At 30.3% G+C, this 24,980-nt stretch carries 26 protein-coding genes; 22 read left to right on the top strand and 4 right to left on the bottom strand.

Annotated elements, in window-relative coordinates:
- The first annotated feature begins 60 nt into the window (after window positions 1-60).
- Window positions 61-2,373: an AAA family ATPase gene (locus KM800_RS07190; RefSeq protein WP_217812486.1), complete on the top strand. Its 2,313-nt coding sequence runs from the start codon at window positions 61-63 to the stop codon at window positions 2,371-2,373.
- Between the two features lie 71 nt (window positions 2,374-2,444).
- Here KM800_RS07190 and ychF read toward each other — a convergent pair whose 3' ends face one another.
- Window positions 2,445-3,545 carry a redox-regulated ATPase YchF gene (gene ychF, locus KM800_RS07185; protein WP_217812485.1) on the bottom strand — a complete coding sequence of 367 codons (1,101 nt, stop codon included), beginning with the start codon at window positions 3,543-3,545 and terminating at the stop codon, window positions 2,445-2,447.
- Between the two features lie 232 nt (window positions 3,546-3,777).
- Here ychF and mraZ point away from each other — a divergent pair, with 232 nt between their 5' ends.
- The 21 genes from mraZ (at window position 3,778) to KM800_RS07080 (ending at window position 22,096) form a co-directional block, all read left to right on the top strand.
- Complete coding sequence (gene mraZ / locus KM800_RS07180; protein ID WP_017750808.1) at window positions 3,778-4,206, top strand: division/cell wall cluster transcriptional repressor MraZ; 429 nt, start codon at window positions 3,778-3,780, stop codon at window positions 4,204-4,206.
- Window positions 4,207-4,227: 21 nt separating this feature from the next.
- Entirely contained in the window at window positions 4,228-5,157 is a 930-nt protein-coding gene (gene rsmH, locus KM800_RS07175; RefSeq protein ID WP_217812484.1) for a 16S rRNA (cytosine(1402)-N(4))-methyltransferase RsmH, read from the top strand.
- A 33-nt stretch (window positions 5,158-5,190) separates the two neighbouring features.
- Window positions 5,191-5,658: a hypothetical protein gene (locus tag KM800_RS07170; protein ID WP_330655556.1), complete on the top strand. Its 468-nt coding sequence runs from the start codon at window positions 5,191-5,193 to the stop codon at window positions 5,656-5,658.
- Between the two features lie 5 nt (window positions 5,659-5,663).
- A complete protein-coding gene (locus KM800_RS07165) occupies window positions 5,664-7,856 on the top strand; it encodes a stage V sporulation protein D (RefSeq protein ID WP_217812482.1) in 2,193 nt (730 codons plus the stop codon).
- Window positions 7,857-8,001: 145 nt separating this feature from the next.
- Window positions 8,002-9,459 (top strand): UDP-N-acetylmuramoyl-L-alanyl-D-glutamate--2,6-diaminopimelate ligase, encoded by a 1,458-nt coding sequence (locus KM800_RS07160; protein WP_217812481.1) that lies wholly within the window; start codon window positions 8,002-8,004, stop codon window positions 9,457-9,459.
- A gap of 62 nt (window positions 9,460-9,521) precedes the next feature.
- Window positions 9,522-10,919: a UDP-N-acetylmuramoyl-tripeptide--D-alanyl-D-alanine ligase gene (locus KM800_RS07155; RefSeq protein ID WP_217812480.1), complete on the top strand. Its 1,398-nt coding sequence runs from the start codon at window positions 9,522-9,524 to the stop codon at window positions 10,917-10,919.
- Window positions 10,920-10,937: 18 nt separating this feature from the next.
- Complete coding sequence (mraY, locus tag KM800_RS07150) at window positions 10,938-11,891, top strand: phospho-N-acetylmuramoyl-pentapeptide-transferase (RefSeq protein ID WP_217812479.1); 954 nt, start codon at window positions 10,938-10,940, stop codon at window positions 11,889-11,891.
- 75 nt (window positions 11,892-11,966) lie between these two features.
- Window positions 11,967-13,088, top strand: a complete 1,122-nt coding sequence (gene spoVE, locus KM800_RS07145) for a stage V sporulation protein E (protein ID WP_217812478.1) — start codon at window positions 11,967-11,969, stop codon at window positions 13,086-13,088.
- A 157-nt stretch (window positions 13,089-13,245) separates the two neighbouring features.
- Window positions 13,246-14,022 (top strand): cell division protein FtsQ/DivIB, encoded by a 777-nt coding sequence (locus tag KM800_RS07140; protein ID WP_217812477.1) that lies wholly within the window; start codon window positions 13,246-13,248, stop codon window positions 14,020-14,022.
- Window positions 14,023-14,034: 12 nt separating this feature from the next.
- On the top strand, window positions 14,035-14,760 hold the full coding sequence (locus tag KM800_RS07135) for a DUF881 domain-containing protein (RefSeq protein WP_217812476.1): 726 nt from the start codon (window positions 14,035-14,037) through the stop codon (window positions 14,758-14,760).
- Between the two features lie 21 nt (window positions 14,761-14,781).
- Window positions 14,782-15,126, top strand: a complete 345-nt coding sequence (locus tag KM800_RS07130) for a small basic family protein (protein WP_217812475.1) — start codon at window positions 14,782-14,784, stop codon at window positions 15,124-15,126.
- A gap of 10 nt (window positions 15,127-15,136) precedes the next feature.
- Window positions 15,137-15,868, top strand: a complete 732-nt coding sequence (locus KM800_RS07125) for a DUF881 domain-containing protein (RefSeq protein ID WP_217812474.1) — start codon at window positions 15,137-15,139, stop codon at window positions 15,866-15,868.
- Between the two features lie 127 nt (window positions 15,869-15,995).
- On the top strand, window positions 15,996-16,667 hold the full coding sequence (locus KM800_RS07120; protein WP_217812473.1) for a YggS family pyridoxal phosphate-dependent enzyme: 672 nt from the start codon (window positions 15,996-15,998) through the stop codon (window positions 16,665-16,667).
- Window positions 16,668-16,695: 28 nt separating this feature from the next.
- Window positions 16,696-17,154, top strand: a complete 459-nt coding sequence (locus tag KM800_RS07115) for a cell division protein SepF (protein ID WP_017750795.1) — start codon at window positions 16,696-16,698, stop codon at window positions 17,152-17,154.
- An 18-nt stretch (window positions 17,155-17,172) separates the two neighbouring features.
- On the top strand, window positions 17,173-17,439 hold the full coding sequence (locus KM800_RS07110; protein ID WP_217812472.1) for a YggT family protein: 267 nt from the start codon (window positions 17,173-17,175) through the stop codon (window positions 17,437-17,439).
- Between the two features lie 6 nt (window positions 17,440-17,445).
- Window positions 17,446-18,222 carry an RNA-binding protein gene (locus tag KM800_RS07105; RefSeq protein ID WP_217812471.1) on the top strand — a complete coding sequence of 259 codons (777 nt, stop codon included), beginning with the start codon at window positions 17,446-17,448 and terminating at the stop codon, window positions 18,220-18,222.
- A gap of 15 nt (window positions 18,223-18,237) precedes the next feature.
- Window positions 18,238-18,852, top strand: coding sequence for a DivIVA domain-containing protein (locus KM800_RS07100; RefSeq protein ID WP_217812470.1), 615 nt, complete (start codon window positions 18,238-18,240; stop codon window positions 18,850-18,852).
- 68 nt (window positions 18,853-18,920) lie between these two features.
- Window positions 18,921-19,997, top strand: coding sequence for a 3-dehydroquinate synthase (aroB, locus tag KM800_RS07095; protein ID WP_217812469.1), 1,077 nt, complete (start codon window positions 18,921-18,923; stop codon window positions 19,995-19,997).
- 20 nt (window positions 19,998-20,017) lie between these two features.
- The gene (locus KM800_RS07090) at window positions 20,018-20,710 is read left to right on the top strand and encodes a 5'-methylthioadenosine/adenosylhomocysteine nucleosidase (protein ID WP_217812468.1); all 693 of its coding nucleotides are present in this window, start codon (window positions 20,018-20,020) and stop codon (window positions 20,708-20,710) included.
- A 29-nt stretch (window positions 20,711-20,739) separates the two neighbouring features.
- A complete protein-coding gene (lspA, locus tag KM800_RS07085; protein WP_217812467.1) occupies window positions 20,740-21,195 on the top strand; it encodes a signal peptidase II in 456 nt (151 codons plus the stop codon).
- A complete protein-coding gene (locus KM800_RS07080) occupies window positions 21,185-22,096 on the top strand; it encodes an RluA family pseudouridine synthase (RefSeq protein ID WP_217812466.1) in 912 nt (303 codons plus the stop codon). The genes lspA and KM800_RS07080 overlap by 11 nt, the downstream gene beginning before the upstream one ends.
- A 34-nt stretch (window positions 22,097-22,130) precedes the next feature.
- On the opposite strand, the gene KM800_RS07075 is transcribed toward KM800_RS07080, so the two are convergent.
- Genes KM800_RS07075 through pyrR form a run of 3 tightly spaced genes read right to left on the bottom strand, consistent with a single transcriptional unit; the run spans window position 22,131 to window position 24,782 of the window.
- Entirely contained in the window at window positions 22,131-22,892 is a 762-nt protein-coding gene (locus KM800_RS07075) for an exodeoxyribonuclease III (protein WP_217812465.1), read from the bottom strand.
- A 29-nt stretch (window positions 22,893-22,921) separates the two neighbouring features.
- On the bottom strand, window positions 22,922-24,220 hold the full coding sequence (gene uraA / locus KM800_RS07070; RefSeq protein ID WP_217812464.1) for a uracil permease: 1,299 nt from the start codon (window positions 24,218-24,220) through the stop codon (window positions 22,922-22,924).
- Between the two features lie 16 nt (window positions 24,221-24,236).
- Window positions 24,237-24,782: a bifunctional pyr operon transcriptional regulator/uracil phosphoribosyltransferase PyrR gene (gene pyrR, locus KM800_RS07065; protein WP_217812463.1), complete on the bottom strand. Its 546-nt coding sequence runs from the start codon at window positions 24,780-24,782 to the stop codon at window positions 24,237-24,239.
- Window positions 24,783-24,980: the final 198 nt, after the last annotated feature.

The following is a 24,980-nucleotide window of genomic DNA, read 5'->3' as shown; positions in this document are numbered from 1 at the left end:
ATACTATTATATTAAACGGTTAATATTGTATGGCTAATTAATAGCTAAGGAGGGATTTTGGTGAAGAGAGAAGTAGCGCCGGAGGAAATTATATATGATTTTAATGTAAGAGATATAGATTTAAAAGATGAATCTCAGTATAAGCCTGAATATGAGGATATATATAGAAAAATAAATACAGCTTTTAGTATAGATAAACAAGGTTATAATTTATATATTGTAGAAGATTTTTCCAAAAACAAGCTTGAAGATATAGCTAAATATATAGACAAAATCATTAAAAACAGAGAAATATATGATATATGTTATGTTATATATAAAGATATCAAATCTCCCGAAGTGATAGTTTTAAAATCAGGATATGGTGCAAAATTGAAATATTTTGTAGAAGAGATCCAAAAACTGTATTTTAGAATAACTTATGAATTTTACAATGGATCAGATCAAGAAAAGGAATTTATCATAGAGAATATTCGCAATAAGAAAAATGATTTAATAGAGAAAATGATGGATATAGCCAAAAAAGATAATTTTACTTTAAAATCTGTAGATGATGGTTTTGTATTTATTCCTCTTAAAGAAGATGGAAATATGATGAATGAAAAAGAATATAATTTATTAAATTTTAATGAAAAAGAAAATATAATAAATAAGGTTGCTTTGCTTAAAAATTCTTCTCAAGAAATACTTGATAAGTTAAAAGATATAGAAATAAACGGAACTGAAAAAATAAAAATACTTATGGATCATTACTATAGTAGTAAAACCGTAGATATTAAAGACAATTATTTGGATGTATTTTCTGAAAACGAAAATGTATTGAAATTTTTAAATTATATATGCAGTACTATAGAAAAAAGAATAAAAGATATATATTCAATAGAATATAAGAATGATGAAAATACTATAAAACAGATAATATTTAAATATTCTGTTAATGTGATTGTTGATAACTCTGGAAGAAAATATCCACCTGTAATATTTGAAGAGGATCCGAGTGCTGCTAATTTAATAGGCAATATAGAATATAGAAATAAAGATGGAAATTATATAACGGATATAAGTCTTATAAAAGCAGGGTCTATTTTAAAAGCAAATGGAGGATGCCTTATACTTAGAGCAAATAGTCTCTTGAATAATCCAAATGCCTATTATTATTTGAAAAAATCCCTTATAAGTGAAAAAGTAAAATTGGATTATAAAACTGGATATCTTGAAGTTTTATCTTTAAGTGGTTTAAGTCCTGAGCCTGTTAAGTTTAAAGAAAAGGTAATACTTATAGGAGATTATAGTACTTATGATTTATTATATAATTATGATACAGATTTCAAAAAAATATTTAAAATAAGATCACAGTACAGTTCTATACTTGACATGAATAAAATTGTAAAGAAGTCATTTTTAGCAAAGATAATATATACATGCAAGAAAAATTGTTTTAAGCCGGTTACAGATGATGGCATAAAGGAAATTGCAAAAATTTTATCCAGAAAAACGGAAAATAAAGAAAAGATTTTTATAGATGACTATGAAATCGAAAGAATACTAACACTTTCCGACAGCAGTGCAAGGGAAGCAAAAAGAAATTATATAGATATACAGGATATAGAGAATGCTGTATATACGAGAGAAATGTTAGAAAAGCAGATAGATGACAGCTTTAGGGAAGAACAGATATTTATAGATATTGACGGAAAAAGTATAGGTCAGATAAATGGACTTTCAATTTTAAGTACAGGATATTTTAGTTTTGGAAGACCTGTAAGGATAACTTGTTCATGTATGAAAGGGGAAGGTAATATAGTTGATGTTCAAAGGGAAAGCAGTTTATCTGGAAAAATTCATAATAAAGCGATAAATATAATAAGAGGATATATAAATAATAATATAATTGGTGGATATGACAAACTTCCTGTGAATTTTCATTTGAATTTTGAACAAGTTTATGGACCTGTAGATGGAGACAGTGCTTCTGTAGCAGAAGTAGTATCAATTATATCATCATTTTCCAAAATAGGAATAAAACAAAATATAGCGGTTACGGGTTCAATTAATCAATTTGGAAGAGTTCAGCCAATAGGAGGAGTAAATGAAAAGATTGAAGGCTTTTTCAATACTTGCAAGATATTGGGGGAAACTAAGGGTAAGGGAGTACTTGTTCCGGCATCAAATGTAAAAGGAATTGCATTGAAAAATGAAGTGGAGCAAGAAATAAAAAATGGAAATTTTCACATATATTCAATGGAAACAGTAGAAGATGCCGTAGATATTTTAATGGGGGATGAAAATTTAAATTATTCGGATGTGATTTCCACAATTAAAAAAGAATGCAGGAAATACTATGTAAGACAGGAAAAAAACAGACATAAATAGTAATTATATTTTTAGAAACAGGTTTTTGTATAAATAGACCTGTTTCTATATTGTATATAATCAATAATCAATTATACATTGAATCTAAAATTGACTACATCTCCATCTTGCATTACATAATCTTTTCCTTCTAGTCTATAATATCCTTTTTCTTTGGCAGCAGCTTCAGAGCCGCACTCGACTAATTTGTCATAGGATATGATTTCTGCTCTTATGAAGCCCTTCTCAATATCTGAATGTATTTTACCAGCTGCTTGAGAAGCCTTTGTTCCATTTACTATTGTCCATGCTCTTACTTCTTTAACTCCGGCTGTCAAGAAACTCATTAGGCCCAAGAGTTTATAGCTTGCTTTTATTAATTTATCAAGACCCGCTTCACTTAAACCGTATTCCTTCAACATTTCAGGTTTTTCATCTTCATCTAAAGTGGAAAGTTCTTCCTCAATTTTTGCAGAGATTGTTATAACTTCTGCATTTTCAGTAGTTGCATAATCTTTTACTTTTTGCACAAATTTATTATTTGTATTATTTGAAATCAAGTCATCTTCTGAAATATTTGCTACATATAATACTGGTTTAGTTGTAAGCAGAAAATAACCTTTGACTTTTTCGGATTCATCTTCTGTAAGATCCAGAGTTCTTACAGGTTTACCATCTTCCAAATGTTTTTTTATCTTTAACATCAATTCGTATTCAGCTTTTGCATCTTTGTCAGCACCACTTTTAGCTAGTTTTACTATTTTTTCTAGTTTTCTATCTATTACTTCCATATCTGAAAATACTAATTCCAAATTTATGGTTTCAATATCACGAAGAGGATCTATAGAACCATCAACATGGACTATATTTTCATCTTCAAAGCATCTTACTACGTGGACTATGGATTCAACTTCTCTTATATGAGATAAAAATTTATTTCCAAGTCCTTCACCTTTACTGGCACCTTTTACTAAACCGGCTATGTCATAAAATTCTATAGCTGTATAGACTTTTTTTTCAGATTTATACATTTTTTCAAGCACATCAATTCTGTTGTCTGGAACACTTACTACGCCTATATTGGGTTCTATAGTACAAAAAGGGTAATTAGCAGATTCAGCTCCTGCCTTTGTTATAGCATTAAATAGAGTGCTTTTGCCAACATTAGGCAAACCCACGATTCCAAGTTTCATCTATGTACATTCCTTTCCTTATATATCTAGTATAAAATTCATTTTAAATTATACTCTACAACAGACATCATTTCAATAAATTGAATAATAACTAGATTAAGTTTAATCTCTTTTAAAAATATATTAAATATACATAAAACATGCAGGAATTTTTATGTATATATAGAATAAATAAAAATAGTGGTTTAAAGTGGTGACAAGTGGAGTGAATATATAGGAAAAGGGTGTAATTATGTTTATAGGTGAATATGAGCATTCCCTGGATAGTAAAAATAGAATAATTATACCCTCTAAATTCAGAGAAAGTCTTGGAAGTAATTTTATACTTACAAAGGGTTTAGATAAATGCCTTTACGTATATACTAAAGAACAGTGGCACATATTGGAGAAGAAAATGGAAAAGCTTCCGCTTACAAATAAGAGTGCCAGGGCTTTTGTAAGATTCTTTTTCTCAGGAGCCAATGAGTTAAATACTGATAAACAGGGAAGAGCTCTTATACCACAGTCTCTTTTGGAATATGCAATAATAAAAAAAGATGTAGTAAGTATAGGAGTATCCAATAGAATTGAAATATGGAGCAAGGAAAATTGGATAGAATACAATAATTCAAATATAGATTTTGACAATATAGCAGAGAAAATGAGTGACCTTGGAATATAACAAAATTGGAGGATTTATTTTATGGAATTCAATCATAAACCTGTACTTTTAGAGGAAACTATAAGTGCACTTGATATAAAAGAAGATGGAATATATGTAGATTGTACTTTAGGAGGAGGGGGACATTCTAGTGAAATATTGAAAAGACTTGGACAAAAAGGAAGGCTCATAGGAATAGACCAGGATAAAGATGCACTTAATGCAGCCTCAAAAAGACTTGAACAATATAAGAATGTAACTTATGTACATGATAATTTTTATAATATAGATAAGATACTGGATGAACTGGATATTGAAAATGTAGATGGCGTACTTATGGATTTGGGAGTTTCTTCTTATCAACTGGATAATATAGAAAGAGGATTTAGTTATATGAGAAATGCTTCTTTGGATATGAGAATGGATACAGATCAAAGCTTAACGGCCTATGATGTAGTAAATAAATATAGTTTAGATGAGATATTTAAAATTATAAAGAACTATGGTGAAGATAGATTTTCACGTAGAATAGCAAAATTTATAGTAGAATCAAGAGAAAAAGCACCTATTGAAACTACTTTTCAGCTAGTAGACATTATAAAAAAAGCTGTTCCAATGCGATTTCAAAATGATGGACATCCAGCTAAAAGAACTTTCCAGGCAATAAGGATAGAAGTAAATAGAGAACTCAGTATATTGGACAGGGCAGTGGAGGACAGTGTAAAACATATTAAGTCAGGCGGAAGATTAGCAATTATAACATTTCATTCACTGGAAGACAGAAAAATAAAGGTGAAGTTTAAAGAACTGCAGAATCCATGTACCTGTCCACCGGATTTTCCTATATGTGTATGTGGAAAGGTTCCTGTAATAAAGATTATAACTAGAAAACCTATAATTCCTACAGAGGATGAGAGAGAAAAAAATTCTAGAAGTAGAAGTGCTAAGCTCAGAGTAGCAGAGAAAATTTAGTTCTAAAATTTGAATGGGGTGAATAAATTGATAGTGGTGAATGAGGATAAAATTATAAATGGAAACAATGCAATACAGCCGGAATATGAGCCATATAAACCTACTGTAAAAAAAGTTAAAATCAAGAGGAACAATAGAAAGAAACAAACTAAACACAAGATTAAAGTTATGAGAAATATAGGAATAGTTTTTGTAATTGGAGTTGTATTAATAGCTAGATACTCTATTATATACAACATGCAGATGCAGTTGAATTCTACTCAGAGTAGGGTGGATAAAATAAATAAACAAAATGAAAATCTAACAGTAGAACTGGTTAAATACAATAATCTTGGGTACATAGAGGATACGGCAATAAATAAACTCCGTATGATACAACCTCAAAAAAGTTCAGCTGTATATGCAGATCTAAATAAGACAATTATAAAAGAAGATACCTCAAAAGATAAAAAGAAAATTAATAGTATCATGGATAAGGTAAAGCAATTTAAATGGAGGTAGTATAATTGCCTAAAAGGGAATACAGAGATAGAGTTATAACTAGAAAAAGAATGATAATTGTTTTTAGTTTTCTGTTTATAACTTTTTTTGTACTAATTAGCAGAATGCTATATGTTATGGTCTACAAATCTCCCAAGCTAAAAGCCATGGCAGTGGCACAATGGACAAGTGATGTTAAAATTGATGCTAAAAGAGGCAGAATCCTAGATAGAAATGGGAATGAAATGGCTATAAGTGCAAATGTATATAGGGTAGATTTGGATATGAATACTTTAAGAGACACCATGAAAGAAAAAAAACTTTCCAAGGATCAGGTAGCAACAATGATCTCTTCTGCTCTTTCTATGGATAAAAGCGAGGTGCTAAAAACTCTTGGAAAGAGACTTCCAGGAGGACTTCCACTGGGATCTGCCACACTTAAGAGAAGGATAGAAAAACCTGAAGCAGATAAAGTAAGAAGTTTGAATTTAAATGGAGTACTTGTTTCGGCAGATACAAAAAGATATTATCCCAATAATAATTTCTTGGCACATGTGCTTGGACATACTAATTCAGATGGAAAGGGACTTACAGGAGTAGAACTTTATTATAATAAACAGCTTTCGGGAACTCCAGGAAGAAGAATTACCGAAACTGACAGCAAGAGCAAGGATCTTCCATATACTATATCTGAATTCACAAAACCAGTAGATGGGAAAGATGTTGAACTTACAATTGACAGCATGATTCAGCATTTTGCTGAGAAAGCAGCAGATCAGGCTTTAAAGGACAATAAAGCAAAAGCTGTAAGTATAGTGGTTATGGATCCAAATAATGGAGAAGTATTGGCTATGGTAAACAAACCAGACTACAATCCAAATGATCCATGGGTAAAGGGAAAGACCTATGACGAACTTCAGAAGAGTTGGAGAAACAGGGCCGTAAGTGATACTTTTGAGCCGGGTTCCATATTTAAGGTCGTAACAGCAGATACCGCGCTTGAAACTAATTCTGTAGATGTAAATAAAGATAGTTTTTCCTGTAATGGAAGTATAATTATAGGAAACAAGACCATACATTGTTGGAAGTCAGGAGGACATGGAGTACAGAAATTTCCCGATATATTAAAGAATTCATGTAATGTAGGATTTGCTCAACTTGGAAAGATGATAGGAAAAGAAAAATTGAATCAATATATACAAAAATTTGGTTTTGGACAAAAAACGGGAATAGACCTTCCAGGAGAGGCAAAGGGTATTATAAAAAAGACCAAGGATATAAGTGACATAGATTTGGCTACCATTTCTTTTGGACAGGCAAATACGGTTAATATGATGCAGTATTTAAAAGCTTTTAATACAGTAGCTAATGGAGGATATTTTATAACGCCTCATGTCATGAAAGAGATAGATCACTATAATGAAAGCAAAAATGAAGAAGTAGTTGATGAAAAATATAATTTAAATGAAAAAAATAAGAAGAAGCTTATAGATTCCAGTAAGGCAGCACAGCTTAGAACATATCTTGAAAGAGTAGTTTCAGAAGGTGGAGGCAAGAATGCTTTTATAGATGGATATCATATAGCAGGTAAGACTGGAACTGCACAAAAAGCTGGTGTAGGTGGATATCAGGCAGGAAAATATGTATCTTCTTTTGCAGGAATGGCTCCAGCCAACAATCCTAAAATAACGCTGCTTTTATCTATTGATGAACCGGATTCCTCAAATTACTATGCAGCTCAGACCGCAGCTCCTGCAGCTAGACAATTATTTTTGGATATATTCAATTATCTTGGAATGAAAAGTGATGGAAGTTCTGAGGAAATTGCCAGAAGCATGCTTAAAAATGTAGTAGTTCCTGATGTTAGAGGAATGAAAGTATCTGATGTTGAAAATAAACTTAAAGAGATGAACTTAGTGCCAGAATCTGATAATAATGGCGAGTATGTGGTAGATATGAATCCTAAACCTGGCTATACTGTTAAAGAGGGAAGCAAAGTTGTTCTTCATACATCACAAAGTCAGGAGTACAACAAGGTAGTAACAGTACCAGATGTAAATGGTATGAGCCCTGAAAATGTAATAAGTGTATTTAATAGCCTGGGATTAAAAGCTAATGTCCATGGAAATGGAATGGTGTCTGATCAAGATGTAGAACCAGGCAAGGAGGTTGAAAAGGGAACAACTATAAATATTAGTACTGAACTTGTTGGAGATTAAATTATGGCATGCAATTACACTAAAAAGTGTGAATTGCATGCCAATGCTGTGTTTGTATGATTAAAAATTCAAAAATATATTCCTTTTGGAACTATATATGTGTATAATTACTATGTTTAATAATGTTTTAGATAGGGGTGTTGATATGAAACTGAAAGATATACTTTGTGGTATGGATTATGAGATAACAAGTGGATCAGATGTAGTGGATATAAATGAGATTCAATATGATTCAAGAAAGGTTAAAAGTGGAGATGTATTTATATGTATTAAAGGATATAAAACTGATGGACATAATTATATAGATAATGCATTTAAAAATGGTGCATCAGTAATAATATACAGTGAAAATATAGGATCATTACCAGGGTGCACTACTATAAAAGTGGAGGATGGCAGAAAAACACTTGCAAAAGTGGCATCAAATTATTATGGAAATCCTTCCAGCAAGATGAAAGTTATAGGAATAACTGGAACCAACGGTAAAACAACTTCTACATTTATGATAAAATCCATTCTGGAATCTGCAGGGTATAAAGTTGGATTAGTCGGTACAATAGCAAATTATATAGGAAATAAAAAATTGCATTCTGAAAGAACTACACCAGAGTCATTGGAACTTCAAAGATTATTTAAAGAAATGGTGGACGAAAAAGTTGAATATTGTGTTATGGAAGCATCTTCTCATTCGCTTTATTTAAACCGGGTATATTCAGTGGAATTTTGTCAGGCAATATTTACAAATCTAACGCGGGACCATCTTGATTTTCATAAAACATTTGAAAACTATTATCAAGCAAAACTTATACTATTTAAAAATACGCTTAACTCAATAATAAATATAGATGACAAATATGGAGCAAGGGTATATAAAGATGCTATTGGAAATAAGGTAACATATGCTATTGAAAAACCAGCAGATGTAAAAGCTGACAATATAAATATGCATTCCAGGGGAGTAGAATTTGATGTAACATATAAAAGTGAAAAAAAGCATATAAATTTAAATATACCAGGAAAATATAATGTGCTGAATGCACTTGGAAGTATAGGTGCTTGTGTAAATGAAGGAATAAAACTTGATGTTGTAAAATCTGGGCTTGAAAAATTAAAGGCTGTACCAGGTAGATGTGAACTGGTAACAGATGGATATAATCTGGGTTATGAAGTTATAGTAGATTATGCACATACCCCGGACGGACTCGAAAATATATTGAAAAGTGTTAGAGAATTTACAAATGGCAAGTTAATTGCAGTATTTGGATGTGGAGGAGATAGAGATAATACCAAGAGACCTATAATGGGTAAAATAGGAACAGACTTATCTGATTTTGCCGTAATCACATCTGATAATCCAAGAACAGAAAATCCTATGGAAATAATAGATGAAGTAGTTTCTGGAATAGAAAAACAAGATTATATAGTTATTGAAAATAGAAGAGAAGCTATAAAAAAGGCTATGAAAATAGCAAAAGAAGGTGATGTTATAGTCATTGCAGGTAAGGGGCATGAAGATTATCAGATCTTAAAAGACAGAACAATACATTTTGATGAAAGAGAAATTGTAGCAGACATTATAAAACAATTAACAATTGACAATTAGAAGTTTGCAATTGTGAACTGTGCATTATAATTGTTAATTGAACAAAAGGGAGAGTGTAATTCTTGGAATATATGAGCCTTGAGGATATTGTTAAAGCAATAGATGGAAAAATTATATTTGAAGGAATATATGAAGGATTCAACAATGTGAATTCTGATACGAGAAAGATAGAAAAAAAAGATATATTTATAGCTCTTAAAGGTGAAAATTTTAATGGAAACAACTATATAAAACAAGCAAGTGAAAAGGGAGCATCTATATGCATAGTAGATGAGATAAATTATGATGATAGTGAAATAAGACCATATACTACCATAATAAAAGTTGAAAATACAAGATCTGCACTTCTTGATCTGGCACAATATTACAGAAGTATACTTGATATCAAGGTTATAGGTATTACTGGATCTGTAGGTAAAACTTCCACAAAGGATTTGGTGGCGGCAGCATTGAGTTATAAATTCAAGGTATTTAAAACAGAAGGAAATTTTAATAATGAAATAGGACTTCCACATATGATATTCAATCTGGATAATAGCTATGATATTGCAGTACTGGAAATGGGAATGAACAATTTAGGCGAGATACACAATATGGCAGAGGCATCAAAGCCAGATATAGCAGTTATAACTAATATTGGTACGGCACATATTGGAAGACTTAAATCAATGGAGAACATATTAAAAGCAAAACTTGAAATAACGGATTTCTTTTCCAATAAAAATATACTTGTGTTAAATAATGACAATGATTTATTATCTACAGTAAAAAGCAATAAATTTAAAATAAATACAGTATCACTTAATAATAAATCAAATCTAAGTGCTTTTAATATAAAACTGATGGAAAATTCTATAGAATTTTCTGTAAAGGAAAATGACTTTGATATAAATGAAAAAATAGCTGTTATGGTACCAGGAAAACATAGTGTGATAAATTCTCTCTTAGCTGCTATGTGTGCTAGATTGTTTAAGCTTACATATAATGAAATAAGACTTGGATTTAAAAATTTAGAAACTACGAAGATGAGACTTGAAATCATACAGGGAAAAAAGTTTAAAATTATAAATGACTGCTATAATGCAAATCCTGATTCCATGAAGGCAGCAATAGATGTATTGTGTGGATTTGATGGAAATAGAAAAATTGCAGTTTTGGGAACTATGGGAGAACTTGGTGAAAAGTCACAGGAACTTCATGAAGAAATTGGAGAATATGCATCAAAACTGGGTGTGAATTTATTGATTGTACTTGGAGATTACAGTATATATTATAAAAAAGGTTTTGAAAAACTCAGTACAAATAATGGAAAAATAATGGAATTTGAAAATTATGATGAAGCAGTGAATTTTTTAACCGGCAATTATATTGAAACTGGAGATGTTCTACTGGTTAAAGCTTCAAGAACCATGAAATTCGAAAATATAGTGGAAAAATTAAAACAGAATATCAATAATTAGGAGGTGGGTTCAAATACAATGTACAGATTAATCTATTCAATATTAATAGCGTTTTTTATAGCAATCTTAGAAGGACCAATTATAATTCCAATATTACATAAACTTAAATTTGGACAAAGTGAAAGAGAGGAAGGACCTAAAAGTCACAAAAAGAAGGCTGGAACCCCAACTATGGGAGGAATAATATTTATTATAGCTTCTTTAATAACAATGTTTATAATAGTTAAGAAACCAACAGATGAAGCCATGATTGCCCTATATGCACTTATAGCATTTGGTGTAATTGGAGGATTGGATGATGCACTTAAAATAACAAGAAAAAAAAATCTAGGTCTTAGAGCCTATCAAAAGATGATATTACTTCTTATAGTATCTATTGTTTTTGCATGTTATGCCGCTAATAATCCCAATATAGGTACTTCTATAATAGTGCCATTTGTGCATAAAAGCTTAAATTTAGGAATGTTTTATATTCCATTTATAGTTTTTTTCTTTGTAGCTACTACTAATGCAGTAAATTTAACAGATGGATTAGATGGACTTGCTACATCCATTACTATACTTGTAATGATTTTCTTTGCATTAGTCGCTTTTGCCATGGGACATATTAGCCTTGCTATTTTTTGTGCAGTTACAGCTGGTGCCCTTCTTGGATTTTTAAGGTATAATGTGTTTCCGGCACAGATTTTTATGGGGGATACAGGTTCACTAGCATTGGGAGGCGCAATTGCAGCTGCAGCAATTATACTAAAATTACAATTTTTGGTTATAATAGTTGGTGGGATATATGTTATAGAAACTGTATCTGTTATAATTCAAGTTACAAGTTTTAAACTTACAGGTAAAAGAGTATTTAAGATGAGTCCGCTGCATCATCATTTTGAACTTTCAGGTTGGCATGAAACAAAGGTAGTTGCTGTATTTTGCATAATTACCGTAATACTATGTTTGGTAGGATTTTTATCATTTTAATGTATAAAAGTATTAGCTTGTAAACCTCGGTTTTTTGGCAGCGTGAATGAGTAATTGGTAGGAGGATTATGATTTATGTATAAACTGAATAAAAAAATGGGATCTATAGATTTTATGATGTTTTCAACTATAATGCTGCTTATAGCAATAGGTGTTGTTATGGTATATAGTGCAAGTTCATATATGGCTTTTTATGATAAGAACTTGCATGACAGTACCTATTATCTTAAAAGACAGGGGTTATGGGCCATAATTGGAACAATATTTATGTTCGCAGCTATAAAATTTGATTACCATAAGTTAAAAAAATATACTAAATTATTTATGATTGTTTCAGTAGTATTGTTGCTTATAGTTTTTGCATTTTCAGCTACAAAGGGTGCCCAAAGATGGATAAAGCTTGGATCTGTAGGATTTCAGCCTTCTGAAATAGCAAAATATATAGTTGTACTGTATATGGCAAAAAGTATAGAAACCAAGGGTGGTAGGAAAATAGGAAGTTTTTTGTATGGTGTTTTTCCATACCTTTTAGTTTCGGGATTTTATGCCGGGCTGGTATTGGCAGAAAAAAATCTTAGTATAGCCGCGGTAATCATGATAGTTACACTTATAGTATTATATGCATCAGGGGCCAGAACTGTTCATATGATAGGTATAGTACTTTTTGTAGCATTGGGAGGAGTTGCAGGCATAATTCTAGAGCCATACAGAATGGCTAGATTTACAAGTTTCTTGAATCCTTGGGCAGATCCAAAAGGAAAGGGATACCAGATAATTCAATCTCTTTTAGCACTTGGTTCAGGAGGAATATGGGGAGTAGGCCTCGGAAAGTCAAGACAAAAATGCTATTATATTCCAGAACCCCACAATGATTTCATATTTTCCATAATAGGAGAAGAACTTGGGCTTATAGGATGCATAATAATTATTATTCTCTTTATAGTATTTATATGGAGAGGAATTGTAACTGCTATAAAAGCAAGTGATACTTATGGTACTATTCTGGCAACTGGAATAACCGCTGTAATAGCAGTTCAGGCAATAATAAATATTGCTGTTGTAACAGGTTCCATGCCAGTAACAGGAGTTCCACTTCCATTTATAAGTTATGGAGGATCCTCGCTATTATTCAATATGATGGCGATGGGTATACTTCTCAATATATCGCGGCAAAATAATCAGTATAATATAAAATAAAAACTTTATTTATTGAAATGCAGTACTGTAATAAAATACAGTACTGCATTTTATTGGTTGGGAATTAATAAAAAATTAATGAGAATTTTAATGAAATTAATCAAATTAAGTGTTAATATATATGTTGTAAGCTAGATTATTGTGAGTTGGTGTGAATATGAATGATACTTTAATTAATAAAACCAAAAATGAACTTATTGTGAAGAGAAGAAGAAGAAAAAGAATAAAAAATAGTATATTATTGTTTATATTTCTTCTGGCGGTACTTTTTGTACTTTCTATAAAACTTCCATATTTTAATATAAAATACATAAAAGTTTATGGAAATAAAAGCATAGATGTAAATGAGATTAAGTCGCTTTCAAAAATAAGTATGGGAAATAATATATTTTACATAAATGTAAATAAATTAGAAAAAAATATATTGAGAAATCCATATATAGGGAGTGTCAAGATAAGTAGAAAATTGCCATCTCAGATAAATATAAATGTAGCAGAGAGAAATGCTATTTTTTATATAAAAATGGATAATAAATTTTATATAGTGGATAAATTCGGTATATTACTTCAAAAAAGAAGTAATATAGATAATATGAATCTTGTTAAATTAAATGGAATAAATCTAACAAGCTCTAAAATTGGAGAGAGTATAAAAACCAGGGATAATAGAAAAATTGATGGAATAAAAAATATAGGGTCATTAATTGAAGAGAGTAATGTAATGTTTGGTATTGATACAGTGGATTTTTCTAATTCATTAGATATAAAAGCGTATAGAAAAGATATGTGTATAAAACTTGGAAGTGCTGATGATATGAGAAATAAGTTAAACAAAGCGTTAAATATAATAGAGCAAGAAAAATTAAGTGCTGCCAAAGGATATGTGGATGTAAGATTCGATGGCAATCCTGTATTTTATATATATAATAACTAGGAGGATAGATTTATGCGTAGATTTAGTGCACAGCTAAGTGTTGCTTTGGTATGCGGTATATTGGGATTTATGGTTGCATATCAATTTAAAGTTCTTATGAATCAGGAAAGCACTTTAAATTTGACTACCAATAATAACAATACAGATATTACAGTTGAAATAGAACAATATAAAAAAGAAAAAGAACAACTTGAAAAAAAAGTGGATGATTTACAAAGTAAAGTCAAAACCTATGAAGATGCGGCTGCCAATAAGAGTACGGCTACAAAAAATCTTCTTGATGAACTGGATAATTCTAGAATGTTAACAGGAGATGTAGATGTCAAGGGACAGGGCATAGTCATATATATTAATCCTAATAATAAAATATTTGGCAGCAATTTAACTGGCACGTCAGATACCATAACAGATAAGAAACTAGTTTACATAGTAAATGAATTGAGATTTGCAGGAGCTGAAGCAATATCTATAAATGATATGAGAATTGTATCAGAAACTGGTATTAGAACGGCAGGAAGTTATATATTGATAAATGATGAAAAAATATCGCCCTCAAGCAGGATAGTTATTCAGGCCATTGGTGACAAAAATTTACTGTATAGTGATATGAGTTTTCCAGAAGTCTTTGCAGATTTTAAGGATATAGCTGATATTAAATATGAAAAGTCAGATAATATATCTATAAAAAAATATAATAAAACATATAAATTTGAATATGCTAAGCCAGTTAAAGATTAGTTCGGGGGGTGATGATAAAATATGATAGGTTTTTTAGGTCTTATATTGGGAATAATAGTAGGTGTTGTTTGGAATGTAAATATTCCAGATAAATTTTCACCTTATATGTCTGTGGCAATTTTAGCATGTTTGGATTCGGTATTTGGAGCTATGAGAGCTAATTTATCCAAAAATTTCAAGCTAGATATATTTATCTCAGGCTTTTTTGGAAATTCAGTTTTGGCAGTGGCATTGGCATATCTAGGAGATAAATTGGGAGTGCCTATATATCTTGCGGCAGTTATAGTATTTGGAGGAAGGATATTTGATAATTTTGCAATAGTAAGGCGATTATTACTTGAAAAAGCAAAATCTCATAGAAGATGAGGTGTATTATATGAAGAGTAGTGAAGCCAATATATTTCTTTTTATAGCAGCTTTAATAATTGGAATACTGTTGTCAATGAATATAAGTATATCTAAAGGAAATACTTTAAAAAGCAAGAAAGTATTTTTGAGTACAGCCCAATATCAGGATGCCTATAATCTTAGAAATAAGCTTAGAAGTGATATACTTGGTGAAATGGAAAACTATAATAAGTACTCCAATAAATTAAAAAAATATGAAAATGACGATAAAAATCAAGTACAGGTAAAAAATAGCATAAGTCAGGAATTACAGCAGGATAAAATAATACTTGGTAAAACTGCTTTAGAGGGACAGGGAATAAAGTTAGAAATAAACGATGGACCTACGAATGATGGTATGGATGCATTCCAATATCAGATGAGAATTGTTCATAATACTGATATCATCCAAGTTATAAATGATTTGAAAAATTCTGGCTCAGAAGCTATTTCAATAAATGGACATAGAATAATAGATAGATCTGAAATCTATTGCAGTGGACCATTTTTAAGGGTAAATGGAATCAAGATATCATCACCTTTTTTAATATATGCTATAGGTAATAAAGAGGTTATCAACAGTTATATGATGTCTAATGAGAACTATTTGAAATTAATGATCATGAGAAAAATAGTTGTAAATATAAATGAAATGGATAAAGTATATATACCTGCTTATAATGGCGATTACAATTTAGCATTTATGAAAGAAGACAAATAAATATTTGCAGACATTTTTAAATTGTTATTTATATAAAAAAATAATTAAAATTTGAAGGATTTTCAATATTAATGAAGAATATTATTAATAAGTATTTAAGCTTAATTGATAAAGGAGACGAGGAATATTGTCAATTGAGGAAAATTTAAAAGAAATAAGAAAAAATGTAAAAGATGGTGTTACATTGTTGGCTGTTTCCAAAACTAAGCCTATAGATAGTATAAAGCAGGTTTATCAATTTGGAATAAGGGATTTTGGAGAAAACAAGGTTCAGGAATTAATGGATAAAGAACCTAATCTTCCAGATGATATAAGGTGGCATTTAATAGGACATCTTCAGAGAAACAAAGTTAAATATATTGTAGGAAAAGTTTATTTGATTCATTCATTAGACAGTATAAGACTTCTTAAAGATATAGAAAAGCATTATAAGGCAAAAAATTTAATAGCACAAGCTCTAATTCAAATAAATATTGGAAAAGAAGAGAGTAAAACAGGTGTTTGTGTAGAACATCTACAAGAGTTGATAAATTCTTGTGAAGAATGTGAAAATGTAAAAATTAAGGGACTTATGTCAGTTATTCCAAAAGGAAACGAGGAGCAATGCAGATATTATTTTAAAAAATTAAAAAATATATTCTGTGATTTGAGAGAAAAAAGTTTTAAAAACATAAAAATGGATGTATTATCCATGGGAATGACCCATGACTATAAGATAGCCATTGAGGAAGGATCAAATTTAGTTAGAATTGGGGAAGGAATATTTGGTAAAAGAGATTATTCAATACATGTAAAATAAAAATATAATAAACGTAGGAGGTATTACTATGGCGAGCAAGATGTTAAACAAGATGATGGGTTTTTTAGGACTTGAGGATGACTTGGAAGATGAAGTTGAAGAATTTGAAGAAACAGATAATAAAAAAGCTGTAAATGATTTTGAAGAGGTGGAACCTGTAATAAATTCAAAAAGGCAAAATAAAGTTGTAAGCATACATACAACTATTTCGGCTAAAATAAGAATAGTTAAACCAACTACTTATGAAGAAGCTGCCGATATATGTGATGAATTGAAAAATAGAAAGATCGTGGTTATAAATACTACAGGTTTGGAAAACAGGGTAGCTCAAAGACTTCTTGACTTTATGGGAGGATCAAGTTATTCTTTAGGTGGAAGTTTGGAAGAAATAGAAAAGGGTGTATATATACTTTCGCCGGCAAGTGTAGAAGTAAGTAATGATTTGAAAAATGAACTTTCAGGCAAAGGTTTGTTTAATTGGAAGTAGAATGTATTGGAGGAAAAAATGATAACAAATACTTTAGCAGTTGCACTATCATTACTTTTTAGATTTTTGGAAGGTGCTATATTTTTAGATGTAATATTATCATGGGTAATGCCAAGGGGAGGAAATTCTTTTGTGAATTTGCTCCATGTGTTTACTGAACCATTCATGAGGCCTGGAAGAAAACTACAACAAAAACTTATTCCAGGTCTTATGATGGATTTCTCACCTATAATTGCTTTTATTATTATAGATATAATAAGAGAAATTGTATTTTCTATATTATAGATTAATATGGATAAGAATAGTTTTATAAGAAGAATCGATTTTAATGATGAAAGTATTATATCTAATATATACAATAAAATAAATCTGGCAAAAAAAACAGGAATGGATGTTTATACCAATGAATTTTACACACCTAACATATGGAATAAAATTGAAAATATGCAAACTGAACTTGAGATAAATGTTTATAGTTATGGAATATTTGAAGATGCTGAGCGAAGAATGATTTTGTTTTCTTTTTATGAAGATATGAAAAATTATCCATTGGATTTGCTGAGAATACAGTTGAATTCTAAATTTTCCAAACCTTCTCATAGAGATTTTTTAGGAGCACTTATGTCATTGGGTATTAAAAGGCAGAAATTTGGAGATCTAATATTAAAGGAAAATGAAGAATGCTATTTAGCTTGTTCTAGTGATATAAGTGAATATGTAACTTCAAATTTCACAAGTGTAGGTAAAGCAAAGTGTAGTTTAGATATTTTAGCTTTAGGTAATTCTAAAATTCCAAACTATAATTTTAATACGCTATCTTTAAATGTTTCCTCCATGCGAATTGATTGTATAGTTAGTTCACTTTGTAATATATCCCGATCTAAAGGTGAAGTACTTGTAAAAAAAGGAAAAGTTCAGGTTGATTATTTCGAAATTCTGAAAAAAGATAAAATCGTAGAAGACAATTCTACTGTAATAGTCCAAGGATATGGGAAGTTTAAACTTGCAGGAAAAATAGGAAATACAGGAAAAGGAAGAATTAAACTCCTTATAAAAAAATTTAGTTGATTTGAGGTGTTTGAAGTGGCAATAATAGCTGTAGATATAACTAATAAGGAATTTAAAAGGGCACTTAGGGGTTATAATATAGATGAAGTAGATGAATTTTTAGATCAAATAGCATCTGATTATGAAGCGTTGAATAGAGAGAATTCTAATTTAAAGGATAAGTTGCAATCAATACAGGAAAAGGTAGAACATTACAATAAGATGGAGACTACTATACAAAATACTCTTCTTTTAGCTCAAAATGCTTCTGATCAGGCAAAAGAAAATGCTAAAAAAGAGAGTGAACTTATAATAAAGAGTGCAAATGAAACTTCTAAAAGGATAATAGATAAGTCTCATGGTGATGTTCTTGCTATTAATAGTGAATATGACAAAGTTAAACAGGAATTTATTAAGTTTAGATCAAAATATAGAAACTTTATGGAATCACAATTGGAAATGTTTGACGACATGGAAAAAACATTTATAAAAAATTATAATATAGGTTGTGAAACCAATGAAGTTTCTGATGGAAAATCAGATGACAAAAAATTAGTTGCAAAGGAAATTGAAAGTGTTCCAAAGCAAGATGAAATATCTACCAATGATAATGAATTAGACGAAATCAAAAATTTCTTTATAAAAGGGTAAAAATGCCACTCTTAGGAGTGGATTTTTTGTTCAAGGTAGTTAAGTAAAAATTATAGGTGGTGAAAATTATGAGTGACATACTTGTAAAGTCAACAAACAGCAATTATAAAATATATATAAAGGACAATTTAGATGCTTTATGTGATTTAGTTAAAGAAAAGTATGGTAAGAATAAAATTTTTCTAATTACTGAAGATATTGTATACAATTTATATAAAAATACTATAATTAATTTACAAGAAAAAATTAACTGCAGTGTTTTTTATTTTAAGCATGGAGAACAAAATAAAAGTATAGAAACCGTATCAAAAATATATGATTTCCTTTTGAAAAATAATGCCAATAGGGATAGTATATTAATTGGATTAGGTGGAGGATTAGTTGGAGATATAGTAGGTTTTGCAGCTTCAACTTATATGAGAGGAATTAAATTTGTCAATGTTCCTACAACGATGTTGTCTCAAATAGATAGTTGTATTGGTGGAAAAGTTGGATATAATTATGATGGAATAAAGAATTTAATAGGTGATTTTTTTAATCCGGATTTAGTATATGTATGCCCGCATTTTCTAAAAACTTTAGAGGATCATCAGTTTAAAGACGGACTGGGAGAACTAGTTAAATATGGGGTTATTGATTCTCAGGAGTTTTTCGATTACATAGATAGTAATTATTGCCAAATATTGCACAAGGATACACAATGTCTTTTACATATAATAGAAAAATGTCTTGCTGTAAAGAAAAATGTTGTTGAAAAAGATTTTAGGGATACTGGACTTAGAAATATATTAAATTTTGGACATACAATAGGTCATGCAGTAGAAATATCTTCGAAATTCAATATTTCTCATGGTGAAGCAGTAGGTCTTGGAACCTTGGCAGCATTAAAGATATCCGAGTATAAATTCAATATATCCAAAAATGTATATAAATCTGCAGAAGATCTATTAAAGAGATTGGGACTTTCTACAAGATATAAAATTGAAGATTATTGTAAATTTTTAGATACTATTAAACATGACAAAAAAAATGATGAAAATATAAGATTTGTATTAATCGAAAAGTCTATGGGAGCTTACAAAATAAAAGTAGAAGTAACTGAGTCTGAAATTAAAAAAGCACTTGGTGAATCAATTGACAGTTAAAAAGAGAGGATGAATTATTTATGGTAGTTGGAATAATTGGAGCTATGGATGAAGAACTGGAGATTTTATTATCTAAAATGAATATTGAAAAAGTTTGTGAAAAGGCAAACATGAAATTCAATATGGGAAAAATATATGATAAAGAAGTAGTTGTTGTAAGGTGCGGTATAGGAAAGGTAAATGCAGCCGTATGTGCTCAAATACTTGTAGATGACTTTAAAGTTGATTCTATAGTAAATGTGGGTATAGCAGGTGGACTGGGAGAAAATGTATGCCCAGGTGATGTAGTTATTGCTGACAATTTAGTACAGCATGATATGGATGCTACAGCATTTGGTGATAAATTGGGTCAGGTTCCAAGATTGAATACATATGATTTTAAATGCAGTGATACACTTGTAAAAAAGGCTAAAGATGCCTGCGACAGTGTATTGAAAGACAAAAACAGTTTTGTGGGAAGAATAGTTACGGGAGATCAGTTTGTATCAGGCCCAGATAAATGTAAATGGCTTATAAAAAAATTTGAAGCCTTGGGTTGTGAGATGGAAGGTGGAAGTATTGCGCAGGTTTGCTATCTGAATTCCATACCTTTTGTTGTAATAAGATCTATATCTGATAATGCTAATACAGGGGCACATATGGAGTATGAAAAATTTGCACCTATTGCAATAAAAAATTCTACCAACATATTGGAATATTTTCTTAAACATTAGTATATACTTTATACATTCAGGAGGTATACATGACAATACTCATAATAGCAATAGGTTTGATAATAGACAGATTTACCAAGATATGGGCCATAAAAACTTTATCCCCAATTTCAGAAATTTCTATAATAAAAGATTTCTTTTCATTTTTGTATATACAAAATAAAGGGGCGGCTTTTGGAATATTTCAGGATAAAACAATATTTTTAACTATAGCATCTATAATCGTAATGATTTTTATAATCTATTATATTATAAAAAATAAGCCTAAAAACAAACTTGTAAAAATAAGTTTATCTCTTATAATAAGTGGTGCATTGGGAAATTTAATTGATAGAATAAAATATAGATATGTTGTAGATTTTATATCGGTACATTATAAAGATGTTTATTATTTTCCCATATTTAATTTTGCAGATATTATGGTTGTAGTAGGTACTGTATTACTTGTATTATATTTGTTGAAGGAAGAAAAGCATGAAAATTAAAAAAATAGTATTTGATGAAAATAGGGATATAAGACTGGATTTGTTTTTGCATAAACATTTTCCTGATAAGTCCAGATCACATATACAGAAATTAATAGGAGATGGGTCCGTTCTTGTAAATAATACAGCAAGAAAAAATAATTATAATCTTAAATTTCAAGATGAGATTGTCATAAATATAAAAAAACCTGTTAATTCAGGAATAGATCCTGAAGATATACCGCTTGATATACTCTATGAGGATAGGGATGTAATAGTTGTGAACAAACCACAGGGAATGATTGTTCATCCTGCACCTTCTATCCAAAATGGTACACTTGTAAATGCTCTTTTGGCACATTGTACTGATTTATCCGGTATAAACGGAATTACACGTCCAGGAATAGTTCATAGAATTGATAAAGATACTTCAGGGATACTTGTAGTAGCTAAGAATGATTTTGCTCATAACAAGTTAGCTGAGCAGTTGAAAAATCATTCCATGACAAGGGAGTATACAGCTCTTGTAGAAGGGGTATTGAAACAAGATTCTGGAACTATAGATGAGCCAATTGCAAGACATCCTAGAGATAAAATAAAGATGGCTGTAGTTCAAGGAGGTAAAAGAGCCGTTACCAACTATAAGGTTATTGAAAGATTTAAGAATAATACTCTTGTTAAATGCATACTTGAAACTGGAAGAACACATCAGATAAGAGTACATATGGCATATATAGGACATCCACTTGTAGGAGATCCTGTGTATGGGTATAAAAAACAGAAATTTAATTTAAATGGACAGCTCTTGCATGCAGAAAAACTTGGATTTATACATCCATCTACAGAAAAATATATTGAGTTTGAAACAGATTTACCAGTATACTTTAAAAAAATAATAGATATTATGAAAAATAATAGATAAATACAGCCAACAGGTACAATCTGTTGGCTGTATTTTAATCTAATTTAATCATAATTGGACAGTGATCAGATCCTTTTATATCTGTCAATATTTTAGCATCTTTAATTTGCTCAATTAGATTATTTGAAACAAAGTGATAATCTATTCTCCAGCCAGCATTTCTTTCTCTGGCCTTAAATCTATAGCTCCACCACGAATATTCAATTTTATCGGGATTTATATATCTGTATGTGTCAGTGTAACCATTTTGAATTAATTTGTCTAGCCACTTTCTTTCAATAGGTAAAAATCCTGAATTCTTCGAATTTGCTTTTGCATTTTTTATATCCATTTCAGTATGGGCCGTATTATAATCACCGCATATTATGAGTCTTTTATTTATATTTACAAGCTTATTGCAATAATCAAGGATTGCATTATAAAAATCCAATTTATATTGTAATCTATTGTCATTCATCTGGCCATTTGGAAAGTATATGTTTAATATAGTGAAATCTTTGAATTCCAGTATGAGTATTCTTCCTTCTATATCAAATTTTTGAATCCCTATACCGTGTTTAACTGACAATGGTTTTAATTTGGTATAAATTGCAGTACCACTATAGCCCTTTTTTTCAGCAAAACTAAAATATGAATAATAGCCATCTATGCACTTTAATTTTTCATCTAGATTGTTATCTTGAAGTTTGGTTTCTTGTATGCACAATATATCTGGATTTTCATCATCTATCCATTGAAAGAAATTTTTTTTTGAAATTGCCCTTAATCCATTTACATTCCAAGAGTATATTTTCATATGTACGGTTCATCTCCATATATAAACTACTATATTGATTTTGAATCTTCCAATTCAGAAGCACTGTTTTTAGGAAGTATAAGATTTAATATTATTCCAATAATTGTTGCTAAAGCAACGCCGGATATTTCAACTGGTGACCCTCCTAGATTAAATTTTAAGGAGGCACCTCCAATTCCTATTACTATTATAACAGAAGCAAGTATTAAATTCCTGTTTTTGCTGAAATCTATTTTATCCTCTACAAATATTCTAAAACCTGAGGATGCTATTATTCCAAATAGAAGTATGCTTACCCCACCTATTACAGGCATAGGCATATTTTCAATTAATGAGGATATAGGACCTATAAATGATAGGATTATTGCTATTATTGCAGCTCCTCCTATAACCCATACACTGTAAACCTTAGTTATAGCCATAACGCCGATGTTTTCTCCATAAGTTGTATTTGGAGGTCCTCCTGCAAAACCTGCAAATATGGTAGCTACTCCATCTCCAAGTATTGATCTGTGGAGTCCGGGATCTTTTGTAAAATCTCTTCCTACTACATTATTTGTTACATAAATATGACCTACATGTTCAGCCAAAGTTACAAAGGAGATAGGGGCCATGAGCATCATAGCATTTATATTGAACTTTGGAGTCATAAAAGGTGGCAATTTAAATAATTTAGTAGTAATTATGCTATGCAATGTTTGTTCAGGTAATACGCCTAAAACTATGGCAGATATATATCCTACGATTATAGCTATTAGTATAGGAATTATTCCCAAAAAACCTTTAAAATACATACTTCCAAGCACACCTACACCAAGTGTTATTATGGATACAGTCATCCAGCACCATCGAGGTACATTTTTCAACTGATCTGTAGTAAAGTTTGGATTAAAACCTGCCCAGTTTATGGCTGTACTTGCAAGTCCAAGCCCTATTACTATAACTATAGAACCTACGACTATAGGCGGAAGTGCCCTATTTAGCCATTTTATTCCACAAAATTTTATTATTATTGCTACTATTATGTATACACATCCTGCAGCTAGTACACCTGACAGCATTGCTTGAGAACCATAATTTTTGGATGCTACAAGCATAGGTGCTATAAATGCGAAAGAAGAGCCTATATATGCTGGAAGTTTGGCTTTTGTACATATTATGTACAATAGTGTTCCAACTCCACTACAGAATAGTGCTATTGCAGGACTCATTCCAGTTAATATAGGTACAAGTATTGTGGCTCCTACCATGGCGAATAGATGTTGAAAACTTAATGGTATTGTAATTCCTATAGGTAATTTGTCTTCTACATCAACTATTTTTTTCATATGTTTAGTATACTCCTTATATTTCGTAGATTTTAACTGAATCGGATTTGTCAATCTCTGATATTTCCACAGAAACTATCTCACTTTTAGATGTAGGTATATTCTTACCTACATAATCTGCTCTTATTGGAAGTTCTCTGTGTCCTCTATCTATTAAAACAGCTAATTGTATTAATCTTGGTCTACCTAAATGTATAAGAGCATCTATTGCAGCTCTTACTGTCCTACCTGTATAAATTACATCATCTACCAAGACTACCTTTTTATCTTCTACATCTATTAAGTTTGCCTCTTTTATCATAGGAAGATCCAGAGGATTATCAGAAACTTTAGTTAAATCATCTCTGTATAGACTTATGTCCACACTTTCGACTTTCAATTTAATACCCTCTATGTTTTCTATATTTTTAGCCAGCCTTTTAGCTATAGGATAGCCTCGTCTTTTTATACCAACAAGAATAATATCTTCTATGCCGTTATTATTTTCTATAATTTCATGAGATATTCTGGTTAAAGTTCTTTTCATAGCTTTTTCGTCCAAAATCATAGCTTTTAATTTCAAAGTTTTCACCACCATTCATAATATATTGTAAATAAAAAATGTCCCCCATGGTATTGGAGGACATAGCAATAACGTTCAAAATACCTTATGACCTCACTGGACCATTTTAAAGGATATATAAATTTCTAATATAGTATATACTATATTGCAATCAATTTCAAGAAATTATTTATTGTAACTTCAATTCGTAATATAAAA

This window comes from Clostridium tyrobutyricum (assembly GCF_019144085.1).
GTDB classification, from domain to species: domain Bacteria; phylum Bacillota; class Clostridia; order Clostridiales; family Clostridiaceae; genus Clostridium_B; species Clostridium_B tyrobutyricum_A.
The sequence above is the reverse complement of the archived record's forward strand: the minus strand, read 5'-3'. Positions and strand labels throughout refer to the sequence as shown.

Coding starts and splice junctions, on each gene's coding strand:
- ychF (WP_217812485.1), bottom strand. CDS start 3,545: ATGAAACTTGGAATCGTGGGTTTGCCTAATGTTGGCAAAAGCACTCTA.
- mraZ (WP_017750808.1), top strand. CDS start 3,778: ATGTTTATAGGTGAATATGAGCATTCCCTGGATAGTAAAAATAGAATA.
- rsmH (WP_217812484.1), top strand. CDS start 4,228: ATGGAATTCAATCATAAACCTGTACTTTTAGAGGAAACTATAAGTGCA.
- KM800_RS07160 (WP_217812481.1), top strand. CDS start 8,002: ATGAAACTGAAAGATATACTTTGTGGTATGGATTATGAGATAACAAGT.
- mraY (WP_217812479.1), top strand. CDS start 10,938: ATGTACAGATTAATCTATTCAATATTAATAGCGTTTTTTATAGCAATC.
- spoVE (WP_217812478.1), top strand. CDS start 11,967: ATGTATAAACTGAATAAAAAAATGGGATCTATAGATTTTATGATGTTT.
- KM800_RS07140 (WP_217812477.1), top strand. CDS start 13,246: ATGAATGATACTTTAATTAATAAAACCAAAAATGAACTTATTGTGAAG.
- KM800_RS07135 (WP_217812476.1), top strand. CDS start 14,035: ATGCGTAGATTTAGTGCACAGCTAAGTGTTGCTTTGGTATGCGGTATA.
- KM800_RS07130 (WP_217812475.1), top strand. CDS start 14,782: ATGATAGGTTTTTTAGGTCTTATATTGGGAATAATAGTAGGTGTTGTT.
- KM800_RS07125 (WP_217812474.1), top strand. CDS start 15,137: ATGAAGAGTAGTGAAGCCAATATATTTCTTTTTATAGCAGCTTTAATA.
- KM800_RS07115 (WP_017750795.1), top strand. CDS start 16,696: ATGGCGAGCAAGATGTTAAACAAGATGATGGGTTTTTTAGGACTTGAG.
- KM800_RS07110 (WP_217812472.1), top strand. CDS start 17,173: ATGATAACAAATACTTTAGCAGTTGCACTATCATTACTTTTTAGATTT.
- KM800_RS07105 (WP_217812471.1), top strand. CDS start 17,446: ATGGATAAGAATAGTTTTATAAGAAGAATCGATTTTAATGATGAAAGT.
- aroB (WP_217812469.1), top strand. CDS start 18,921: ATGAGTGACATACTTGTAAAGTCAACAAACAGCAATTATAAAATATAT.
- KM800_RS07090 (WP_217812468.1), top strand. CDS start 20,018: ATGGTAGTTGGAATAATTGGAGCTATGGATGAAGAACTGGAGATTTTA.
- lspA (WP_217812467.1), top strand. CDS start 20,740: ATGACAATACTCATAATAGCAATAGGTTTGATAATAGACAGATTTACC.
- KM800_RS07080 (WP_217812466.1), top strand. CDS start 21,185: ATGAAAATTAAAAAAATAGTATTTGATGAAAATAGGGATATAAGACTG.
- KM800_RS07075 (WP_217812465.1), bottom strand. CDS start 22,892: ATGAAAATATACTCTTGGAATGTAAATGGATTAAGGGCAATTTCAAAA.
- uraA (WP_217812464.1), bottom strand. CDS start 24,220: ATGAAAAAAATAGTTGATGTAGAAGACAAATTACCTATAGGAATTACA.